We start from the raw sequence: 17,398 nt of genomic DNA, 5'->3' as shown, positions 1-17,398 counted from the left end.
CCCGGGAGCAGCCCGGCGCCGCCGGTGCGTCGGCCGACGCACCGGCGGCGGCGGGCGGGGCCCTGTAGCGGCCGCGGGGCGTACCCCTCGCGGGTGCGACCATGGCCCCGTGTTCCACGTCATCTTCTTCGAGCCCCGCATCCCGCCGAACACCGGCAACGCCATCCGGATGACGGCGACCACCGGGGCCACCCTCCACCTCGTGGAGCCGCTCGGCTTCGACCTGTCCGACGCCCGGCTGCGCCGGGCGGGCCTGGACTACCACGACCTCGCCCACGTCGTCGTCCACGCCGACCTCGACGCGGCGCTGGCCGCCGTCCGACCGGGGCGGGTCTACGCCTTCACCGGTCATGCCGACCGCAGCTTCGCCGACGTGGCGTACGCCCCCGGCGACGCCCTGCTCTTCGGCCCCGAGCCCACCGGGCTGCCGCGCGAGGTGCTGGACGACCCACGGCTGACCGACCGGCTGCGGATCCCGATGCTCCCCGGGATCCGCTCGCTCAACCTCTCCAATGCCGCGGCCGTGGTGGTCTACGAGGCATGGCGCCAGCACGGATACGCCCCGGGAGGATGAGGGAATCAACCACGCACCGGTGTGGTTGACGTCACATGCGAGCGCCGCGTTCGATCGTGCGCGTCTACTTCGTGCTGCTGCTCGGGAACACCCTGGCAACGTCCCTCATCTGGGGGATCAACACCATCTTCCTGCTGGACGCGGGTCTGACCAACCTGCAGGCCTTCGCCGCCAATGCCTTCTACACCCTCGGCATGGTGCTCTTCGAGGTGCCCACCGGCGTCGTCGCCGACACGATCGGCCGCCGCTACTCCTACCTGTTCGGCACGGTGACGCTCGCCGTCGCCACCCTGCTCTACGTCCTCCTCTGGCAGGTGCACGCAGCGTTCTGGACGTGGGCCGTCGCTTCGATGCTCCTCGGGCTGGGCTACACGTTCTTCTCGGGCGCGGTCGAGGCGTGGCTCGTCGACGCCCTGTCGGCAACCGGGTTCACCGGTGACCTGGAGTCCGTCTTCGGCCGTGGGCAGATCGTCTCCGGCGTCGCGATGCTGCTCGGCTCGGTGCTCGGCGGGGTGATCGCGCAGCAGACGACGCTCGGGGTGCCCTTCGTGCTTCGCGCCGCCGTGCTGCTCACGATGTTCGTCGTCGCCTCGCGCCTCATGCAGGACATCGGCTTCACGTCCCGGCGCGGCGGGTACGTCCTGGCCGAGGTCCGCACCATCGCCCGCAACACGATCGACCACGGGTGGCGGGCACCCGCCGTGCGGTGGCTGATGGTCGAGGCGTTCTTCTCCGCCGGCGTCGGGTTCTACGCCTTCTACGCGCTGCAGCCCTATCTGCTGGAGCTCTACGGCAATCCGGCGGCCTACACGATCGCCGGCCTCGTGGCGGCGATCGTCGCCGGCGCCCAGATCCTCGGCGGGCTCGCCGCACCGCTGGTCCGGCGCCTCTTCCGACGGCGGACCTCGGCCCTGATCATCCTGTCCGCCCTCAGCGTCGCCGCGCTCGTGGGCATCGGCCTGGTCGACAGCTTCACCGCCGTCGTAACGCTGATCGTCGTGTGGGGCATGCTCTCCGCCGCCACCATGCCCATCCGCCGCGCCTACCTCAACGATCTCATCCCGTCCCGGCAGCGGGCCACGATCCTCTCCTTCGACTCCCTCGTCGGCGCGGCCGGCGGCGTCTGGTCCCAGCCGGTGCTCGGCCGCGCCGCCGACGTGTGGGGGTACGGCCCGTCCTACATCGCCGGGGCCGGCATCGCTGTGCTGTCCCTGCCCTTCCTGGTGCTCTCCCGGCGGCAGGGTGCGGCGGCGGACACCCGGGTCACCAGCCCGACCAGGGTGATCGACGTTCCCGCCGCCGGCGGGACCCGCACCCCCGGCGCCGGCGGAGCGGGCGAAGCGGAGGACCCGACCTGATCCCTCGGCACGGCGCCGTCCCGTACCCGACCTGATCCCTCCGCACGGCGCCGTCCCGTACCAGGGCCGCCCGTACGGGCTGCGCGACGAGCCGCGGCGGTACCGCACCTGATGACTTGATCGATTCCTCACGTCGTCAACTGCAAGGTGTGTGAGTCCGTGTCTGACCGAACCGCGATCGGTGCCCCCATCTACGAGCTCAAGGCCGAGCTGTTCAAGGCGCTCAGCCACCCGGTGCGCATCCGCACGCTCGAGCTGCTCGCCACCGGCGACAAGCCCGTCAGCGAGCTGCTCGCCGACATGGGGGTGGAGGCCTCGCACCTCTCCCAGCACCTGGCGGTGCTGCGCCGCGCGGGCGCCGTCACCAAGGCCCGTGCCGGGAACGTCGTCACGTATGCGCTCGCCGATCCGTCCGTCGCCGAGATGCTGGCCGTGGCGCGCACCTTCCTCGTCCACCGGCTGGGCCACACCAGCGGGGCGCTGGCCGAGCTCACCGACGAGCTCGCCGACGAACCGGCCGGGCCAGCACCCACCACCGCACCCGAGCCGGCCGTCGACGTCGCACCGGCCCAGAACTCCGGGCTCGACCGCGTCGACGTGCCCGACGAGCTCGGCGCCGAGGAGGAGGACGGGCTGCTGCACGAGCACATCGCCGTCTACCGGTTCCACGGTGCGTTGTTCTTCGGCGGGACGAAGCAGTTCCTCGACGAGATCGCTCGGGTGAACGACGTCAAGGTGATCAGCCTGGCACTCACCGACATCCGGATGATGGACGCCTCCGGCGCGAACGCGCTGAGCTCGATCATCACCGACCTGCGCCGGCGCGTCATCATCGTCCTGCTCAAGGGGCTGGACGAGCACCAGCGGAAGGTGGCCCTGGCGGTCGGCGTGCTCGACACCCTCGGCGGCCGCGAACACTACTTCTACGACCTGTCGGCGGCCGTCGCGCACGCGCGCAACCACGTGCGGCTCGAACTCGAGAGGCACGAGGACATGGAGTGCGCCGTCCCGCGTCGACGCCGATCGATCGGCGAGCACGTCACGGCCCGCCTCCGCGGGCAGGAGCACGACGCCGGGGGGATGATTGCGGCGTCGATGTACGACACCGGGTCCGGGCGCTGTGCGGATCCGGGCGAAGTCGTCCGTGTCGGTACGATCGAGCGGCTTCCCGGACGGATGGAGCACGCATGAGTCCCCTGCCACGGTGGCTGGAGCATGCATGAGTCCCCTGCCACGGTGGCTCGGGCGGGCGAACCGGCGCGTGCTGAACCGGGTCATGGGCCTGGTGGCACCGCGGCTGCCGGGCTTCGCGCTGCTCACCCACGCGGGCCGCCGCACCGGACGGGAACGCACCGTGGTGGTGAACGTCTTCCGCTCCGGGGCCGGGTACCGGGTCGCGCTGACCTACGGCCGCGACGCGGACTGGGTGCGCAACGTGCTCGCCGCGGGCGGCTGCACGCTGACCACGCGGGGCCGGCGGGTCGAGCTCGTGGAACCGCACCTCGTCCACGACCCCACGCGGACCTGGGCACCGCCCGTGGTCCGCCAGCTGCTGGGGCTGCTCGACGTGCCGGACTCGCTGGTCCTCACCGTCCGGCCGGCGGCTGACGGGTGACTGCCGACGGGTGACGGGTGACCCCAGCCGCCCGGCGACCGGCCACTGGCGACATCGGGCTCGGCGGGGCGGGTGAGGTCAGGCTCGCCGGGGCGGGTGATGCCGGGCTCGCCGGGGCGGGCGTCAGGCCCGGGTGGCCCAGAACGCGACGGCGGAGGCCGCGGCGACGTTGAGGGAGTCCACCCCACCCGCCATGGGGATGCGCACGACGACGTCCGCGGCCTCGACCGTGGCGCGGGCCAGACCGTCCCCCTCCGTGCCGAGCACGAACGCGATGCGCGAGTCCGGTGCGGTCACGGCCGGTGCGGCGGCGAAGCGGTCGAGGCTGACGGCGTCATCGCTCAGCGCCAGGGCGGCGACGGTGTACCCGGCGTCGTGCAGCTTCTCGATGGCGCCGGGCCAGGCGGTCAGGCGGGTCCACGGCACCTGGAAGACGGTCCCCATGCTCACCCGGACCGAGCGACGGTAGAGCGGGTCGGCGCAGCGGGGCGTGACGAGCACGGCATCGACCCCCAGGCCCGCCGCGGAGCGGAACGCGGCACCGACGTTGGTGTGGTCGACGATGTCCTCCAGGATGGCGACCCGCCGGGCGCCCGCACCGGAGCGGGCGCCCGCGAGCAGCTCACGCACCCCGACCAGCGGGGGCCGGTGCATGGCGGCCAGGGCCCCGCGGTGGAGGTGGAAGCCGGTGATGGCGCGCAGCACCGGCTCCTCAGCGACGAACACGGGCACGTCCGCGCCGCCGTCGGCGAACCCTTCGCTGCCCGGCGCCGAGGCGATCACCGGAGCCATGGGCGCGAGCCACTTCTGCGCCATGAGGAAGGACCGGGGCCGGTGCCCGGCCTCGAGCGACCGCCGGATGACGTTCGCGCTCTCCGCGATGTAGAGGCCCTTCTCGGGCTCGTGGCGCGAGCGCAGCGCGACGTCGGTGAGATTGGTGTAGTCGCTGAGCCGCTCGTCGACCGGGTCGGTGACCCGGATCAGCATCAGGCCTCCTCGACGGCGGGCGCCGCGAACTGGGACTGGTACAGCCGGGCGTAGGCCCCGCCGGCGTCGAGGAGGTCGGCGTGGGTGCCCTGCTCGACGATCCGGCCCTGCTCCATCACGAGGATGACGTCCGCGTCGCGGATCGTGGAGAGCCGGTGCGCGATGACGAAGCTCGTGCGCCCGGTGCGCAGCCGGCCCATCGCATGCTGGACGAGGACCTCGGTGCGGGTGTCGACGGAGCTCGTGGCCTCGTCCAGGATGAGGATCTGCGGGTCGGAGAGGAACGCGCGCGCGATGGTGACGAGCTGCTTCTCCCCCGCCGAGATCCCGCCGCCCTCGTCGTCGATGACCGTCGCGTACCCGTCGGGCAGCGAGTGCACGAACCGGTCCACGCTGGTCGCCTCGGCCGCCGCGCGCACCTGGGCCGGGGTGGCGCCGACCCGGCCGAACGCGATGTTCTCCTCGATCGTGCCGTTGAACAGCCAGGTGTCCTGCAGCACCATCCCGATCTGTTCGCGGAGCTGGTGCCGGGTGAGCTCGCGGGTGTCGACGCCGTCGAGGCGGACGAAGCCGCCGTCGATCTCGTAGAACCGCATGATGAGGTTGACCAGGGTGGTCTTCCCGGCGCCGGTGGGGCCGACGACGGCGACCGTGCTGCCCGGCTCGACCACGAGGTCGAGATCCTCGATGAGCGGGGTGTCCGGCTCGTACCGGAAGTTGACGCCGGAGAACTCCACGCGGCCCCGCGGCGCGGGCCGCGGCGTCCCCGCGACGTCCGCGACCTCCTCCTCGGCGTCCAGGAACTCGAAGATGCGTTCGGCGGAGGCCACGCCGGACTGCACGAGGTTCGCCATCGACGCGATCTGGCCCAGCGGCTGGCTGAACTGGCGCGAGTACTGGATGAACGCCTGCACCTCACCCAGGCTCAGGGCACCGGACGCGACCCGCAGACCGCCGACCACCGCGACGAGGACGTAGTTGAGGTTCGAGAGGGACGTCATCGCCGGCATGATCGAGCCGGAGATGAACTGGGCCTTGAAGCTCGAGGCGAACAGGCGCTCGTTCTCCGCCTCGAAGGCCTCGTCGAACGCACCCTGGGAGTTGAACGCGGTGACGAGCTCGTGGCCGGTGAACGCCTCCTCGACCTGACCGCCGAGATCGCCGGTCGACTTCCACTGGGTGACGAACTGCGGCTGGGCCCGCTTGGCGATGGTGATCGTCAGCCACGCCGAGACGGGCACCGTGACCAGGGCGATGAGGGCGAGCACCCACGACAGGTAGAACATCATCCCGATGACGCCGAGCACCGTCAGCACGCTCGTGACCAGCTGGGACAGGGTCTGCTGCAGGCTCTGGGTGACGTTGTCGATGTCGTTGGTCACGCGCGAGAGCACGTCGCCGCGGGCGTGCGTATCCAGGTGACGCAGCGACACCCGGTCGATCTTGGCCTGCACGTCGGTGCGGAGGCGGAAGCCGGTGCGTTGGACGACGTACGCGAGGATCAGCCCCTGCCCCCACAGGAACACGGCGGAGGCGGCATAGACGGCCAGCACGGTCAGTACGGTGGTGGCGAGGGCGGCGAAGTCGATGCCCTGCCCCGGGACCAGGTCCATCCCGGAGATCAGGTCCGCGAGCTGGGGCTTGCCCGCGGCCCGCAACCCCTCGATGGCCTGCGCCTGCGTGACGCCGGGCGGGAGCTGGGCGCCGACGACGCCGTTGAACACGATGTTGGTGGCGTCGCCGAGGAGCTTGGGCCCCAGGACCGACAGCGCCACCGATGCCGAACCCAGGAGGACGACGACGACGAGCCACACCCGTTCGGGGCGCAACGCCCCCACCAGCCGGCGGAGCGAGGCGCGGAACTGGCGCGGCTTGGCGCCGGGCGGGCCACCCGCGCCGGGGCCGAGCCCGGGACCACGACCGTGGCTCATGCCGCCTCCTCCACGCTGAGCTGGGAGTACACGATCTCCTGGTAGGTGGTGCAGGTGTCCATGAGCTCCGTGTGCGTGCCGACGCCGACAGTGCGGCCCTCCTCGAGGACCACGATCTGCGCGGCGTCGCGGATCGTGGCGACGCGCTGGCCGACGATGATCGTCGTCGCCCCGTGGGTCGCGCCCGGCAGCGCGGCGCGGAGCCGGGCGTCGGTGGCGAAGTCCAGGGCGGAGAAGGAATCGTCGAAGAGGTAGACGTCGGCGCGGCGCACGAGTGCCCGGGCGATCGCGAGGCGCTGGCGCTGACCGCCGGAGAAGTTCGTGCCGCCCTGCTCCACGACGGCGCCGAGCCCCTCGGGGAGCGCCACCACGAAGTCGTGGGCCTGGGCGGCCTCGAGCGCCGCCCACAGCTCCTCGTCGGTGGCGTCGGGTCGGCCGAACCGCAGCGTGGAGGCGATCGTGCCGGAGAAGAGGTAGGCCTTCTGCGGCACGAGCGCGATGCGCTCGCGGAGCTCGGTCGGGTCGAGCTCCCGCACGTCGACCCCGCCCACCCTCACCGCTCCGCCGGTGACGTCGATCAGGCGGGGGAGGAGATTGACGAGCGTGGACTTGCCGGAGCCGGTGGAGCCGATGATGGCGGTGGTCGTACCGGGCTCGAGCTGCAGGCTGAGGTCGTGCAGCACGGGCTCGTCGGCGCCCGCATAGCCGAACGTGGCGCCGTCGAGCTCCACGGGCAGACCCCGACCCGCTCGGGCGGGCAGCGGCCGGGGCGCCGCCGGGGCCACGATGGCGGGATCGATGTCGAGCACCGCCACGATGCGTTCGGCCGAGACCTCCGCACGCGGCACCAGCATGAAGATGAAGACCGCCATCATCACGGCCATGAGGATCTGCATGAGGTAGCTGAGGAAGGCGATGAGCGCCCCGACCTGCATCTCGCCGCTGTCGATCCGGGCAGCGCCGAACCAGATCACCGCGACCGAGGAGGCGTTGATGATGAGGAGGACGCCCGGGAACATCAGCGCCATGAGCTTGCCGACGCCGAGCGCCGTCGTCATGAGGTCGGTGTTGGCGACGGCGAAGCGCTCCCGTTCGGTGTCCTGACGGTTGAAGGCCCGGATCACCCGGACGCCGGTGATCTGCTCGCGCATGACCAGGTTGATCCGGTCGATGCGCTCCTGCATCTGGCGGAACAGGGGCCGCATCTTCACGACGACGAAGCCCATCACCGCCGCGAGCAGCGGGATGATCACGATGAGCAGGCCGGAGAGCTGGACGTCGAGCTGGAGCGCCATCACGACGCCGCCCACCATCAGGATCGGGGCCACCACCATGATCGTGAACGTCATCAGCACGACCATCTGGACCTGTTGGACGTCGTTGGTGGAGCGGGTGATGAGCGACGGCGCCCCGAAGCGGCCCATCTCCTCGAGCGAGAAGCGCTGGACGTTGCCGAAGATGTCGCGGCGCATGTCACGGCCCATCGCCATCGCGCTGCGGGCGCCGAAGTACACGGCACCGATGGTGGTGGCCACCTGCACCGCCGTGATCGCCAGCATGAGGCCACCGATCCGCAGGATGTAGCCGGTGTCGCCGACCACGACCCCGTTGTCGATGATGTCGGCGTTGAGGGTGGGCAGGGACAGGGCGGCCAGGGACTGGATAAGCTGCAGGACGACGACGATCGTCACGTCACGGCGATAGGGGCGCAGGAAGCGCCCGAGCACACGAAGGAGCATCACACCTCATCAGCACACGGGGGGATCGGCAGCCGGCCGAGCTCTCACCGTACGTCGCGGTGCCACGCCCCGCCGTATCGATCTCGCCCACCTCGCCCACAGCGAACACGCGACGTGGCGCCAGGTCCCGGCCCAGCGGCGACGGCGACCGAGGTTGCCGAGGATGCCGTCCCCCCTCGGTCCCCGCACAGCGCTCGAGATCCGGCTCGCGGGGTCTCGGTCCGTCAGGACCTGTTCGGCGCGAGGTCAGCTGGGCGCGAGGTCAGCACGGCGCGAGGTCAGCGCGACTCGTCCGGCGACGCGGCTTCGGCAGGCTGTGCCGGCGGCTCCGGTTCGGATGCGGGCTCGGGCGGCGCGAACCGTGCGACGTCCTCCTGCGCCCGCCGCTCGGCGGCCCGGGCGGCGCGGTCGCCGCCGGTGGCCAGGGCCTCGTCGATGCGAGCCCGGGATGCGGCCCGGCGCTCGGCGTGGCTCTCCTCGGGTCGTTGCCCGACGATGGCGGCGGTGGAGAACGGCGCCCCGGAGCGCTCACCCGCGGTGGTGGCCTCCGACGTCGCCCGCTCGGCTTCGCTGCGCGCCTCGGCCAGCGCCTCGTCCGGGTCCTGCAGGCTGGTCTCGCTGAGCTCGCGGGCCAGCCCGCTGCCGTGGGAGCCGAAGTCGACCTGGGGCGCGGGACCGCCGTCGTCCGGCCCGAGATCCGGCCCGGCGGCGCCGCCGCCGAAGCCCTTCGCGATGCCGTTGAGCGCTGCCGTGAGCTCGGTGGGGATGACCCAGAGCTTGCTCGAGGAGCCGTTGGCGAGCTCGGGCAGCATCTGGATGTACTGGTAGGCGAGCAGCTTCGAGTCAGGCTTGCCGCGGTGGATGGCGTCGAAGACCTGCAGGATCGCGCGGGACTCGCCCTGGGCGGTGAGGATCGCGGCCTGCGCCTGGCCCTCGGCCCGCAGGATGGCGGACTGTTTCTCGCCCTCGGCCGTGAGGATCTGCGACTGCTTGACGCCCTCGGCGGTGAGGATGGCGGCGCGGCGGTCACGTTCGGCACGCATCTGCTGCTCCATCGCGCCCTGCACGGACGCGGGCGGGTCGATGGCCTTGAGCTCGACCCGGTTGACGCGGATGCCCCAGCGGCTGGTGGCCTCGTCCAGCACCCCCCGCAGCTGGCCGTTGATCTGGTCGCGGCTGGTCAGGGTCTGCTCGAGGTCCATCGAGCCGATCACGTTGCGCAGCGTCGTCACCGTGAGCTGCTCGATGCCCATGATGAAGTTGGCGATCTCGTACACCGCCGACTTCGGGTCGGTCACCTGGAAGTAGATGACGGTGTCGATGCTGACCACCAGGTTGTCGGAGGTGATCACCGGCTGCGGCGGGAAGGAGACGACCTGCTCGCGCAGGTCCACGCTCGAGCGGACCTGGTCCACGAACGGGATGAGGAAGTGCAGACCGGCGTCCATCGTGGTCTGGTACTTCCCGAGCCGCTCCACGATCAGCGCCGTGGCCTGCGGGACGATCCGCACGGCCCGCGAGATCGCGATGATCACCACGAGCGCCAGCAGGGCCAGGATGATCGTCAGCACGAGGCTTCCGGCGTTGGTGGTGTCGATGGTCATGTTGCTCCTTGGGTGAGCTCGGCTGCGGTGGGGCCCGGTCAGCCGGGCAGTGCCTCGTCCGCGGTGGCCTCGACGACGGCGACCGCCCCGTCGATGCGGACGACTCGTACGGTGGTGCCGGCGGGGTGGATCGCGCCCGGTATCGCTGCGCGTGCGGTCCAGACCTCACCGGTGAGCTTGACGCGACCGGCGTGCTCGGTGACGTCGATCAGCACGGTGGCCGGCCGGCCGACCTGGGCGGCGGCATTGGTCCGTGTCTCCGGGGTGGACCGCTCGATGAACCGCTTGGCCGAGGGGCGCACGACGAACAGCAGCAGCAGCGAAACTGCGGCGAAGGCGAACACCTGCCCCCAGACCGGTGCGCCGAACAGCGCGGCGAGTGCCGCCGCGGCGGCGCCGCCGGCGAACATGAGGAAGACCAGGTCGACCGTGAGCAGCTCGACGACGCCGAGCACGAGTGCCGTCGCGAGCCACCAGAGCCACGCCATGGTGCTCTCCTCCCTGAGCCGCACCGCGCCGAACAGCGGTGATGCCGTCGTCGTCGGCCTCAGCCTATCGTGTCCGGCCCGTCCCTACTCGACGCCGGTGCCCGCCCCGGCCGCCCGTGCGCTGAACCGGCCACGGTGCCGCTCGACCTCGAGGTCGAGCCCGAAGGCCCGCGAGAGGTGCTGCGGGGTGAGGACCTCGTCGATCGGGCCGGCAGCCTCGACGACGCCCTCGCGCAGGAGCAGGGCGTGCGTGAAGCCGGGCGGGATCTCCTCGACGTGGTGCGTCACGAGCACCATCACGGGGGCGCGCCCATCCTCCGCGAGCGCGGAGAGCACGCTCATCAGGCCCTCGCGGCCGCCGAGGTCGAGCCCCGCAGCGGGCTCGTCGAGCAGCAGCACCTCCGGGTCGGGCATGAGCGCGCGGGCGATCTGGACGCGCTTGCGCTCGCCGGAGCTGAGCGTGCCGTAGGCGCGGTCGGCCAGGTGGCCGACACCGAAGTCATCCAGGAGGGCCTGCGCGCGCGAGGTGTCCAGCTCCTCGTAGGTCTCGCGCCAGCGGCCGGTGACGGCATAGGACGCCGTCATGACGACGTCGAGGACGTTCTCCCCGGGCGGCAGTCGCTGGTCCAGCGCGGCCGAGGCGAGGCCGACGAGCGGCCGGAGCTCGGCGACGTCGACGTGCCCGAGCTCCTCGCCGATGATGGTCACCGTCCCCGTCGTCGGGTGCAGGCGGCCCCCCACGAGCTGGACGATCGTCGTCTTCCCGGCACCGTTGGGGCCCAGGACGACCCACCGCTCCCCCTCGTTCACGGACCAGTTCACGCGGTCCAGGATCGTCTTCGTCCCACGGCGTACGGAGACCTCGTCCAGCTCGAGCACATCACCCATGACCTGAACCCTAGAACACCCACGGCCCGGTGCCCGGCACCCGGCCCGGTGCCCGGCACCGTGTGGGGTAGGCCATCCGGCCCCGGGTTCGTATCGTTGACCCATGTCCGCGCCGGCCATCCTCGACCTGCCCGTCTCGGTCACGCTCGCGCTGTGGCTGCCGACGGTGCACGACCGGGACACCGCCCTTCGTGCCGTGCGGGCCGTCACCCGCGTGGACGAGCACCACGAGGTCCGGTCCCGTACCGGGGAGGGTGCGCCCCGAACGGGCACGCCACCCGCGCTGCGTGAGATGGTCGCGACCCTGGCCCCCGTCCACGAGGTCGCGGCGGTGCTGCCGCGCTCGGGCGACCCGATGGGCACGCCGGCCGTCCGCTCCACGGATCTGCTCGACGCCGGCGAGGGGCTGCTGCTGCGGCGGCGGGACGGGCGCGGCACCGAGGTGTGCACGATCGTCGTGCCCCTGCGGCAGACCTACGGCAGCGTCTACGAGCGCGGCGAGCTCGTCACGTGGACCGTCGACGAGGACGTCACCGACCTGATACCCGCCCCCAGCCTGCTGCTGGCGGGGGTGGACTCGCTCTCCCAGGCACGCCGCGAGATCCAGCTCGCGATGACCGAGGCGGTCGAGGCGCTCGAGGACCTCGACGTCGCCCGGCACCGACCGGACGTCGCCGACCAACTCCTCGACCTCTCCCTCGCCACGCTCCCGGACCGGCTGCTCCCGCCGGGTCTGGACCGGCGCCGACTCGACGTGCTCGAGCGCGCCGCGCGGCTGCTGGCCATCGTGGCCCTGGCCGTCGCGGACGACGGCGCCGCCGTCACCGCCACGCAGACCTACCGCCGCTCCGGCGCCCTCGCGCAGGTGGAGCGCGCAGCCCGCCACGCGATGTGCGCGGCGAGCGCCACCCGCCCGTAGGCTCCGTACGCCACGACGCAGGTCCCCGCACCGCGACACCGGTCCCCCGCACCACGACATGGGTCCCACGACCGCGCTCGTGAAGCCATAGCCTGGCCCCGTGTCCCCGGCCCACCCCACGAGAAGGCGCCGCCGCGGGCCGGGCTGGGTGCCCGACCAGCACGGTGCGTGGGCGATGATCACCGTCCCGCCGCTGATCGGGATCGCGCTGGGCGGCCCGGCATGGGTGCATCTGCCGCTCCTGGGCCTGTGGTGGGCGGGGTACTTCGCGTTCTACGCCACGGGACTGTGGCTGCGCTCGCGCCGCAAGCCGCGCTACCTCCCGCCGGTGCGCGCGTACGGCCTGGCCCTGGTGCCGTTCGCCGTCGCCCTGGTGGTGCTGGCACCGTCGCTGGTGGGGTGGGCGCTGCCGTACGCCCCGCTGGTCGCGACGACGGCGTGGTGCTCGGCCCGGCGGCTGGACCGCTCGCTCCGCAACGACGCCGTCACGGTGCTCGCCGCCGGCCTGATGACGGCGGTGGCGTACGACGCCGGGCCCGGGCGCACGGTCGCCTCGCCCGACGGCGACCTGGTCTCCTGGGCCTGGGTGTGGGTGGTCACGGCGCTGGTCACCGCCTACTTCCTCGGGACGGTCCTGTACGTGAAGACCAACATCCGTGAGCGGGGCAGGCGGGCCTACCTCGTGGGCTCCGTCGGCTACCACGTCGGCGTCGCAGCCGTGGTGGTGGTCCTCGCGGCCGGCGGCACCGTGCCGCCGTGGCATGCGGCGATGTGGGTGGTGCTGGTGCTCCGCGCCGTGGCGGTGCCGGTCGTGGCCGCCCGGCGCGGCCGGCGCATGCCGCCCGGCGTGCTGGGGGTCGGGGAGATCGTTGCGACGGCCTTGGTCGTGGTGACGCTGCTGGTCCGGTGACCTACCGCAGCACCGCGTCGTAGACGGCGAGGGTCCGCTCGGCGACGGTGTCCCAGGAGAAGTGGTCCTCCACCCGGCGGCGCGCCGCGTCCCCCATCGCCGCGGCCCGGGTCGGGTCGGTGACCATGGCGGTGAGCGCCTCGGCGAGGTCGTGCTCGAAGGCGACCGGGTCCAGCGGGGTGCCCGTGCCGTCGGTGGCCTGCTCGATCGGCACCAGGGTGCCGGTCACGCCGTCGTCGACGACCTCGGGGATGCCACCCGTCGCGGTCCCCACGACCGGGAGGTTCACGGCCATCGCCTCGAGGTTGACGATGCCGAGCGGCTCGTACACCGACGGGCACACGAAGGTGGTGCCGGCGTCGAGCACCGCGACGAGGTCGGGCCGCGGGAGCATCTCCTCGATCCAGATGACGCCGTCGCGCGTGTCCTGCAGCCCCTCGACCAGGCCGGTGACCTCGGCGGCGATCTCGGGGGTGTCCGGGGCCCCCGCGCACAGGACGAGCTGGACGTCCCGCGGCAGCTGCTCGACGGCGCGGAGCAGGTGCGACAGGCCCTTCTGGCGGGTGATGCGTCCGACGAAGACGACGGTGGGCCGGGTGTGGTCGATACCGAGGCGGGCGAGCGTATCCGCCGCGGCGTCCCGCTCCTCCGCCGTCCGGGGCCGGTGCCAGCCCTCGAGATCGATGCCGTTGTGGACCACGTGGACCTTGGCCGGGTCGATGTCGTAGGAACGCATGATGTCCTCGCGCATGCCGCCGGAGACGGCGATGACGCCGGCGGCGGTCTCGTAGGCGGTCCGCTCGGCCCAGCTGGAGAGTGCGTAACCGCCGCCGAGCTGCTCCGCCTTCCACGGTCGGAGCGGCTCCAGGGAGTGCGCGGAGAGCACGTGCGGGACGTCGTTGATCAGCGAGCCCAGCGTGCCGGCGAGGTTGACGTACCAGGTGTGGGAGTGCACGAGGTCGGTGCCCGCGAGGTTGGCGGCGATCTGCAGGTCCACCCCGAATGCCCGCAGCGCGGCGTTGGCGTGCTGGAGCTCGGGCAGGTCGTCGTAGCCCGTGACGGGGACCTCGACGTCGTGCTCGCTGTCCCCGGCCAGGCGCGGGCCGTCGAAGGCGTGGACGCGGACGTCGATGCTGCGGCGCAGCACCCTGGCCAGCTCCGTGACGTGGACGCCGGCCCCCCCGTAGACATGCGGCGGGTACTCACGGGTGAGGATGTCGACCCTCATGCTGGCCTCTCTCTCGGGCGGCTTCGCCCCGAATCGTCCACATTCCTTCGCGCTCCGCCCGGCGTGCGGGGGCGTGCGATGTGTCACAAGCATGCCCTGTGACCCCGTATCGGGAGCAAACGGGTGCCGCTTGTTGCCGGGTGGGGACCGGCCCGGGAGATCGCGGGCGTTTCCCCGGCCGGCCCAATAGAGTCGGGTCATGGCGCTCCCACGGGTTCTCGCAATCGTCCTGGCTGGTGGCGAGGGCAAGCGGCTCATGCCGCTGACCAAGGACCGGGCCAAGCCGGCCGTGCCGTTCGGCGGCATCTACCGCCTGATCGACTTCGCCCTCTCCAACCTCGCCAACTCCAACTTCCTGCGGGTCGTGGTGCTCACGCAGTACAAGTCCCACAGCCTCGACCGCCACATCGCCAGGACGTGGCGCATGTCGACACTCCTGGGTAACTACGTCGCCCCCGTGCCCGCGCAGCAGCGCATGGGCAAGCACTGGTTCCTGGGCAGCGCGGACGCGATCTTCCAGTCCCTGAACCTCATCGACGACGAACGCCCGGACATCGTCGTCATCGTCGGGGCGGACAACATCTACCGCATGGACTTCTCGCAGATGGTCGAGCAGCACATGGACTCCGGCTTCCCCCTTACGGTGGCCGGGATCCGGCAGCCACTCGCGCTCGCCGACCAGTTCGGGGTGATCCAGGCGGACCCGGACAACCCCGCCAAGATCGGCGAGTTCCTCGAGAAGCCGAAGAAGGCCCGCGGCCTCAAGGACTCCCCCACCGAGGTGCTGGCCTCGATGGGCAACTACGTGATGGACGCCGACGCGCTCGTCGAGGCCGTCACCGTGGATGCCCAGGACGAGACGTCCAAGCACGACATGGGCGGGTCGATCGTGCCCCGCTTCGTCGCCGACGGCGCCGCCGGCCTCTACGACTTCACCTTCAACGACGTGCCGGGCTCGACAGACCGCGACCGCAGCTACTGGCGCGACGTCGGCACCGTGGACGCGTTCTACGACGCCAACCAGGACCTCATCTCCGTCTTCCCCGTGTTCAACCTCTACAACGACGACTGGCCGCTGCTCACCGGGTACACGGGGCTGCCGCCGGCGAAGTTCGTCTACGGGCACCGCGAGCGGCTCGGGCACGCGCTGGACTCGATCATCTCCCCCGGGGTGATCATCTCCGGCGGCGAGGTCGTGGGGTCGATCCTCTCCCCCGGCACCCGCGTCAACTCGTGGGCCTCCGTACGGGACTCCGTCCTGTTCGACGGCGTGAGCGTGGGCCGCAACGCCACGGTGAACCGGGCGATCATCGACAAGAACGTCCAGATCGCCCCCAACGCCCAGGTCGGCATCGACCCCGAGATCGACACCGCTCGTGGGTTCACCGTCACCGAGTCGGGGATCACGGTGGTGCCGAAGGGCGCGATCGTCCCGCGCTGACGGTCGTGCGCTGACGACCGCGCACTGACGGTCACCGTGCGCCGGGCGCGCGTGCGGTGCGACGATTCGAGGCTGTTGACCGGCCCGTCAGCGCACCACGCGGTAGCGCGCACAGGCGAAGTCACGGTTGCGGGCGACGTCCTCGAGCGCGAGCTCCAGCCGACGCGGCAGCAGCGGGGCGCCGGCACCGAGCGTGACCGGGGCGTACTGCACCCAGATCTCGTCGAGGAGGCCGGCGTCGGCGAACTGCCCGGCGAGCCCGCCACCCCCGACGACCCACAGGTTCTTCCCGGCCGCGGCCTCGGACATGGCCGTGTGCACCGGCCCGACCGGACCCCCGGCGATCCGGATGCTCGGGTGCACCACCGGCAGGTCACGGTGGGTCAGCACCCAGCAGGGGATCTCGTAGGGCCACGGGACGGCGCCGTCCGCTGCGCGCTCGTGGTCGAGGATCCACCGGTAGGTGGTGGCCCCCATCGCCATGGCGCCCACCTCGGCGAAGAACGGGTCGTAGCCCATGGGGCCGGCGCTGTCCACGTCCCGGGTGAGGAGCCAGGACAGCGAGTGCTCCTCGTCCGCGATGAAGCCGTCCAGGCTGGCGGCGGTGAAGTACTGGGTGCTCATGCGCCCAGTCTGCCGAGCACCACCCACATCCGCCGCCGGGCCGCGCCATGGGCCGCGGCCCTGCGTGCGGCGCGGGTCCCCGTACGCTGGGGACCGTGACCGCACCGTCCCCGAGCGCCGCCGTCCGGGCCGGCCTCGTCTCTCCCCGTCCCGTCCCCGCGGCGCTGGTGCGCCACGCCGTCGCGCTGCTAGCGCACGTCGCCGACGACGTCGAGGTGCTCGACACCTCCCGGGACGGCTGGTTCGCGGTGAGCGCGACGGCGACGGCGGAAGTGCCCGCGGACGAGGTGGCGGCGCTGCACGGCGAGCTGCGGGGGGTGGCGACGGCCCTGGGGGTGGACGCCGCCGTCACGGCCGGCGCGCTGGCGGCCGCGGGGGTCGGGCTGCTGGTCATGGACGTCGACTCCACGCTCATCACCGCCGAGGTCATCGAGCTGCTCGCCGCGCACGCCGGCACGCAGGAGCAGGTGGCGGCGGTGACCGGCCGGGCCATGCGCGGCGAGCTCGACTTCGCTGCCAGCCTGCGCGCACGCGTCGCCACGCTGGCCGGGCTGGACGTCGGCGTGCTCGACGCCGTCCGGGCCGCCGTCGAACTGACCCCCGGGGTGCGGGAGCTCGTCGACGCCGTGCACGCCGTCGGCGGGCGTGTGGGCGTCGTCTCCGGCGGGTTCGCCGAGGTGGTGGGCCCGCTCGCCAGCGCGCTCGGCGTGGACCATGCGGTGGCGAACACCCTGGAGGTCTCCGGCGGTCGGCTCACCGGGCGGACCACCGGTCCGATCGTCGACCGGGCGGCGAAGGAACGGAGCCTGCGGGCGTGGGCCCGGGCGGACGGCGTGCCGCTGGACCGCGTGGTGGCCGTCGGGGACGGCGCCAACGACCTGGACATGCTCGCCGCGGCCGGTCTCGGGGTCGCGTTCTGCGGCAAGCCCGTCGTGGTCGAGCGGGCCGAGGCCGCCGTCAGCTTCCCGCGCGTCGACGCGGTGCTGGGACTGCTGGGCCGGTGACGCCGGGGGCCCGCCGGCGTCACCGGCCCCGGGTCCGCCCGCGTCACCGGCCCGGGGGGCCGCCGGCCTCACCGGCCCGGGGTCCGCC

The 17,398-nt window shown here is 72.3% G+C and carries 16 protein-coding genes; 8 read left to right on the top strand and 8 right to left on the bottom strand.

The features are described from left to right. The first annotated feature begins 109 nt into the window (after positions 1 to 109). The 4 genes from ACYC1Z_RS08460 (at position 110) to ACYC1Z_RS08445 (ending at position 3,547) form a co-directional block, all read left to right on the top strand. Positions 110 to 574 (top strand): tRNA (cytidine(34)-2'-O)-methyltransferase, encoded by a 465-nt coding sequence (locus ACYC1Z_RS08460; RefSeq protein ID WP_461409088.1) that lies wholly within the window; start codon positions 110 to 112, stop codon positions 572 to 574. A 35-nt stretch (positions 575 to 609) separates the two neighbouring features. Next, a complete protein-coding gene (locus ACYC1Z_RS08455) occupies positions 610 to 1,932 on the top strand; it encodes an MFS transporter (RefSeq protein WP_461409087.1) in 1,323 nt (440 codons plus the stop codon). A gap of 159 nt (positions 1,933 to 2,091) precedes the next feature. Beyond that, positions 2,092 to 3,123 carry an ArsR/SmtB family transcription factor gene (locus ACYC1Z_RS08450; protein WP_461409086.1) on the top strand — a complete coding sequence of 344 codons (1,032 nt, stop codon included), beginning with the start codon at positions 2,092 to 2,094 and terminating at the stop codon, positions 3,121 to 3,123. A gap of 28 nt (positions 3,124 to 3,151) precedes the next feature. After that, positions 3,152 to 3,547 carry a nitroreductase family deazaflavin-dependent oxidoreductase gene (locus tag ACYC1Z_RS08445; RefSeq protein ID WP_461409085.1) on the top strand — a complete coding sequence of 132 codons (396 nt, stop codon included), beginning with the start codon at positions 3,152 to 3,154 and terminating at the stop codon, positions 3,545 to 3,547. A gap of 123 nt (positions 3,548 to 3,670) precedes the next feature. Here the strand turns inward: ACYC1Z_RS08445 and ACYC1Z_RS08440 are convergent, their stop codons facing one another. The 6 genes from ACYC1Z_RS08440 to ACYC1Z_RS08415 all read right to left on the bottom strand — a co-directional run bounded on the left by ACYC1Z_RS08440 (position 3,671) and on the right by ACYC1Z_RS08415 (position 11,184). Next, complete coding sequence (locus ACYC1Z_RS08440; protein ID WP_461409084.1) at positions 3,671 to 4,534, bottom strand: TrmH family RNA methyltransferase; 864 nt, start codon at positions 4,532 to 4,534, stop codon at positions 3,671 to 3,673. Then, entirely contained in the window at positions 4,534 to 6,465 is a 1,932-nt protein-coding gene (locus tag ACYC1Z_RS08435) for an ABC transporter ATP-binding protein (RefSeq protein WP_461409083.1), read from the bottom strand. Before ACYC1Z_RS08435 ends, ACYC1Z_RS08440 begins: the two co-directional genes overlap by 1 nt. Then, positions 6,462 to 8,204 (bottom strand): ABC transporter ATP-binding protein, encoded by a 1,743-nt coding sequence (locus tag ACYC1Z_RS08430; RefSeq protein WP_461409082.1) that lies wholly within the window; start codon positions 8,202 to 8,204, stop codon positions 6,462 to 6,464. The genes ACYC1Z_RS08435 and ACYC1Z_RS08430 overlap by 4 nt, the downstream gene beginning before the upstream one ends. Positions 8,205 to 8,482: 278 nt before the next feature. Next, positions 8,483 to 9,808 carry an SPFH domain-containing protein gene (locus ACYC1Z_RS08425; protein WP_461409081.1) on the bottom strand — a complete coding sequence of 442 codons (1,326 nt, stop codon included), beginning with the start codon at positions 9,806 to 9,808 and terminating at the stop codon, positions 8,483 to 8,485. A 38-nt stretch (positions 9,809 to 9,846) separates the two neighbouring features. Further along, positions 9,847 to 10,296, bottom strand: coding sequence for an NfeD family protein (locus ACYC1Z_RS08420; protein WP_461409080.1), 450 nt, complete (start codon positions 10,294 to 10,296; stop codon positions 9,847 to 9,849). Positions 10,297 to 10,380: 84 nt separating this feature from the next. Continuing rightward, positions 10,381 to 11,184, bottom strand: coding sequence for an ABC transporter ATP-binding protein (locus ACYC1Z_RS08415; RefSeq protein ID WP_461409079.1), 804 nt, complete (start codon positions 11,182 to 11,184; stop codon positions 10,381 to 10,383). Between the two features lie 103 nt (positions 11,185 to 11,287). On the opposite strand from ACYC1Z_RS08415, the gene ACYC1Z_RS08410 reads away from it, so the two are divergent. Beyond that, positions 11,288 to 12,103 carry a hypothetical protein gene (locus ACYC1Z_RS08410; protein WP_461409078.1) on the top strand — a complete coding sequence of 272 codons (816 nt, stop codon included), beginning with the start codon at positions 11,288 to 11,290 and terminating at the stop codon, positions 12,101 to 12,103. Positions 12,104 to 12,203: 100 nt separating this feature from the next. Further along, the gene (locus tag ACYC1Z_RS08405; protein ID WP_461409077.1) at positions 12,204 to 13,013 is read left to right on the top strand and encodes a YwiC-like family protein; all 810 of its coding nucleotides are present in this window, start codon (positions 12,204 to 12,206) and stop codon (positions 13,011 to 13,013) included. A 1-nt stretch (position 13,014) separates the two neighbouring features. Here ACYC1Z_RS08405 and glgA read toward each other — a convergent pair whose 3' ends face one another. Continuing rightward, positions 13,015 to 14,241: a glycogen synthase gene (glgA, locus tag ACYC1Z_RS08400; RefSeq protein ID WP_461409076.1), complete on the bottom strand. Its 1,227-nt coding sequence runs from the start codon at positions 14,239 to 14,241 to the stop codon at positions 13,015 to 13,017. Between the two features lie 199 nt (positions 14,242 to 14,440). Between glgA and ACYC1Z_RS08395 the strand changes: the two genes are divergently transcribed. Further along, a complete protein-coding gene (locus ACYC1Z_RS08395) occupies positions 14,441 to 15,682 on the top strand; it encodes a glucose-1-phosphate adenylyltransferase (protein WP_461409075.1) in 1,242 nt (413 codons plus the stop codon). 87 nt (positions 15,683 to 15,769) lie between these two features. On the opposite strand, the gene ACYC1Z_RS08390 is transcribed toward ACYC1Z_RS08395, so the two are convergent. Further along, positions 15,770 to 16,306 (bottom strand): dihydrofolate reductase family protein, encoded by a 537-nt coding sequence (locus tag ACYC1Z_RS08390; protein WP_461409074.1) that lies wholly within the window; start codon positions 16,304 to 16,306, stop codon positions 15,770 to 15,772. A gap of 95 nt (positions 16,307 to 16,401) precedes the next feature. Here ACYC1Z_RS08390 and serB point away from each other — a divergent pair, with 95 nt between their 5' ends. Continuing rightward, the gene (gene serB / locus ACYC1Z_RS08385) at positions 16,402 to 17,310 is read left to right on the top strand and encodes a phosphoserine phosphatase SerB (RefSeq protein WP_461409073.1); all 909 of its coding nucleotides are present in this window, start codon (positions 16,402 to 16,404) and stop codon (positions 17,308 to 17,310) included. The last annotated feature ends 88 nt before the right edge of the window (positions 17,311 to 17,398 follow it).

The organism is Georgenia sp. (genome assembly GCF_054605595.1).
The sequence above is the reverse complement of the archived record's forward strand: the minus strand, read 5'-3'. Positions and strand labels throughout refer to the sequence as shown.

What these genes read in the sequence shown, in the direction of transcription:
- ACYC1Z_RS08455 (WP_461409087.1), top strand. Translation starts at nt 610, where the DNA reads ATGCGAGCGCCGCGTTCGATCGTGCGCGTCTACTTCGTGCTGCTGCTC.
- ACYC1Z_RS08445 (WP_461409085.1), top strand. Translation starts at nt 3,152, where the DNA reads ATGAGTCCCCTGCCACGGTGGCTCGGGCGGGCGAACCGGCGCGTGCTG.
- ACYC1Z_RS08440 (WP_461409084.1), bottom strand. Translation starts at nt 4,534, where the DNA reads ATGCTGATCCGGGTCACCGACCCGGTCGACGAGCGGCTCAGCGACTAC.
- ACYC1Z_RS08435 (WP_461409083.1), bottom strand. Translation starts at nt 6,465, where the DNA reads ATGAGCCACGGTCGTGGTCCCGGGCTCGGCCCCGGCGCGGGTGGCCCG.
- ACYC1Z_RS08430 (WP_461409082.1), bottom strand. Translation starts at nt 8,204, where the DNA reads ATGCTCCTTCGTGTGCTCGGGCGCTTCCTGCGCCCCTATCGCCGTGAC.
- ACYC1Z_RS08425 (WP_461409081.1), bottom strand. Translation starts at nt 9,808, where the DNA reads ATGACCATCGACACCACCAACGCCGGAAGCCTCGTGCTGACGATCATC.
- ACYC1Z_RS08420 (WP_461409080.1), bottom strand. Translation starts at nt 10,296, where the DNA reads ATGGCGTGGCTCTGGTGGCTCGCGACGGCACTCGTGCTCGGCGTCGTC.
- ACYC1Z_RS08415 (WP_461409079.1), bottom strand. Translation starts at nt 11,184, where the DNA reads ATGGGTGATGTGCTCGAGCTGGACGAGGTCTCCGTACGCCGTGGGACG.
- ACYC1Z_RS08410 (WP_461409078.1), top strand. Translation starts at nt 11,288, where the DNA reads ATGTCCGCGCCGGCCATCCTCGACCTGCCCGTCTCGGTCACGCTCGCG.
- glgA (WP_461409076.1), bottom strand. Translation starts at nt 14,241, where the DNA reads ATGAGGGTCGACATCCTCACCCGTGAGTACCCGCCGCATGTCTACGGG.
- ACYC1Z_RS08395 (WP_461409075.1), top strand. Translation starts at nt 14,441, where the DNA reads ATGGCGCTCCCACGGGTTCTCGCAATCGTCCTGGCTGGTGGCGAGGGC.
- ACYC1Z_RS08390 (WP_461409074.1), bottom strand. Translation starts at nt 16,306, where the DNA reads ATGAGCACCCAGTACTTCACCGCCGCCAGCCTGGACGGCTTCATCGCG.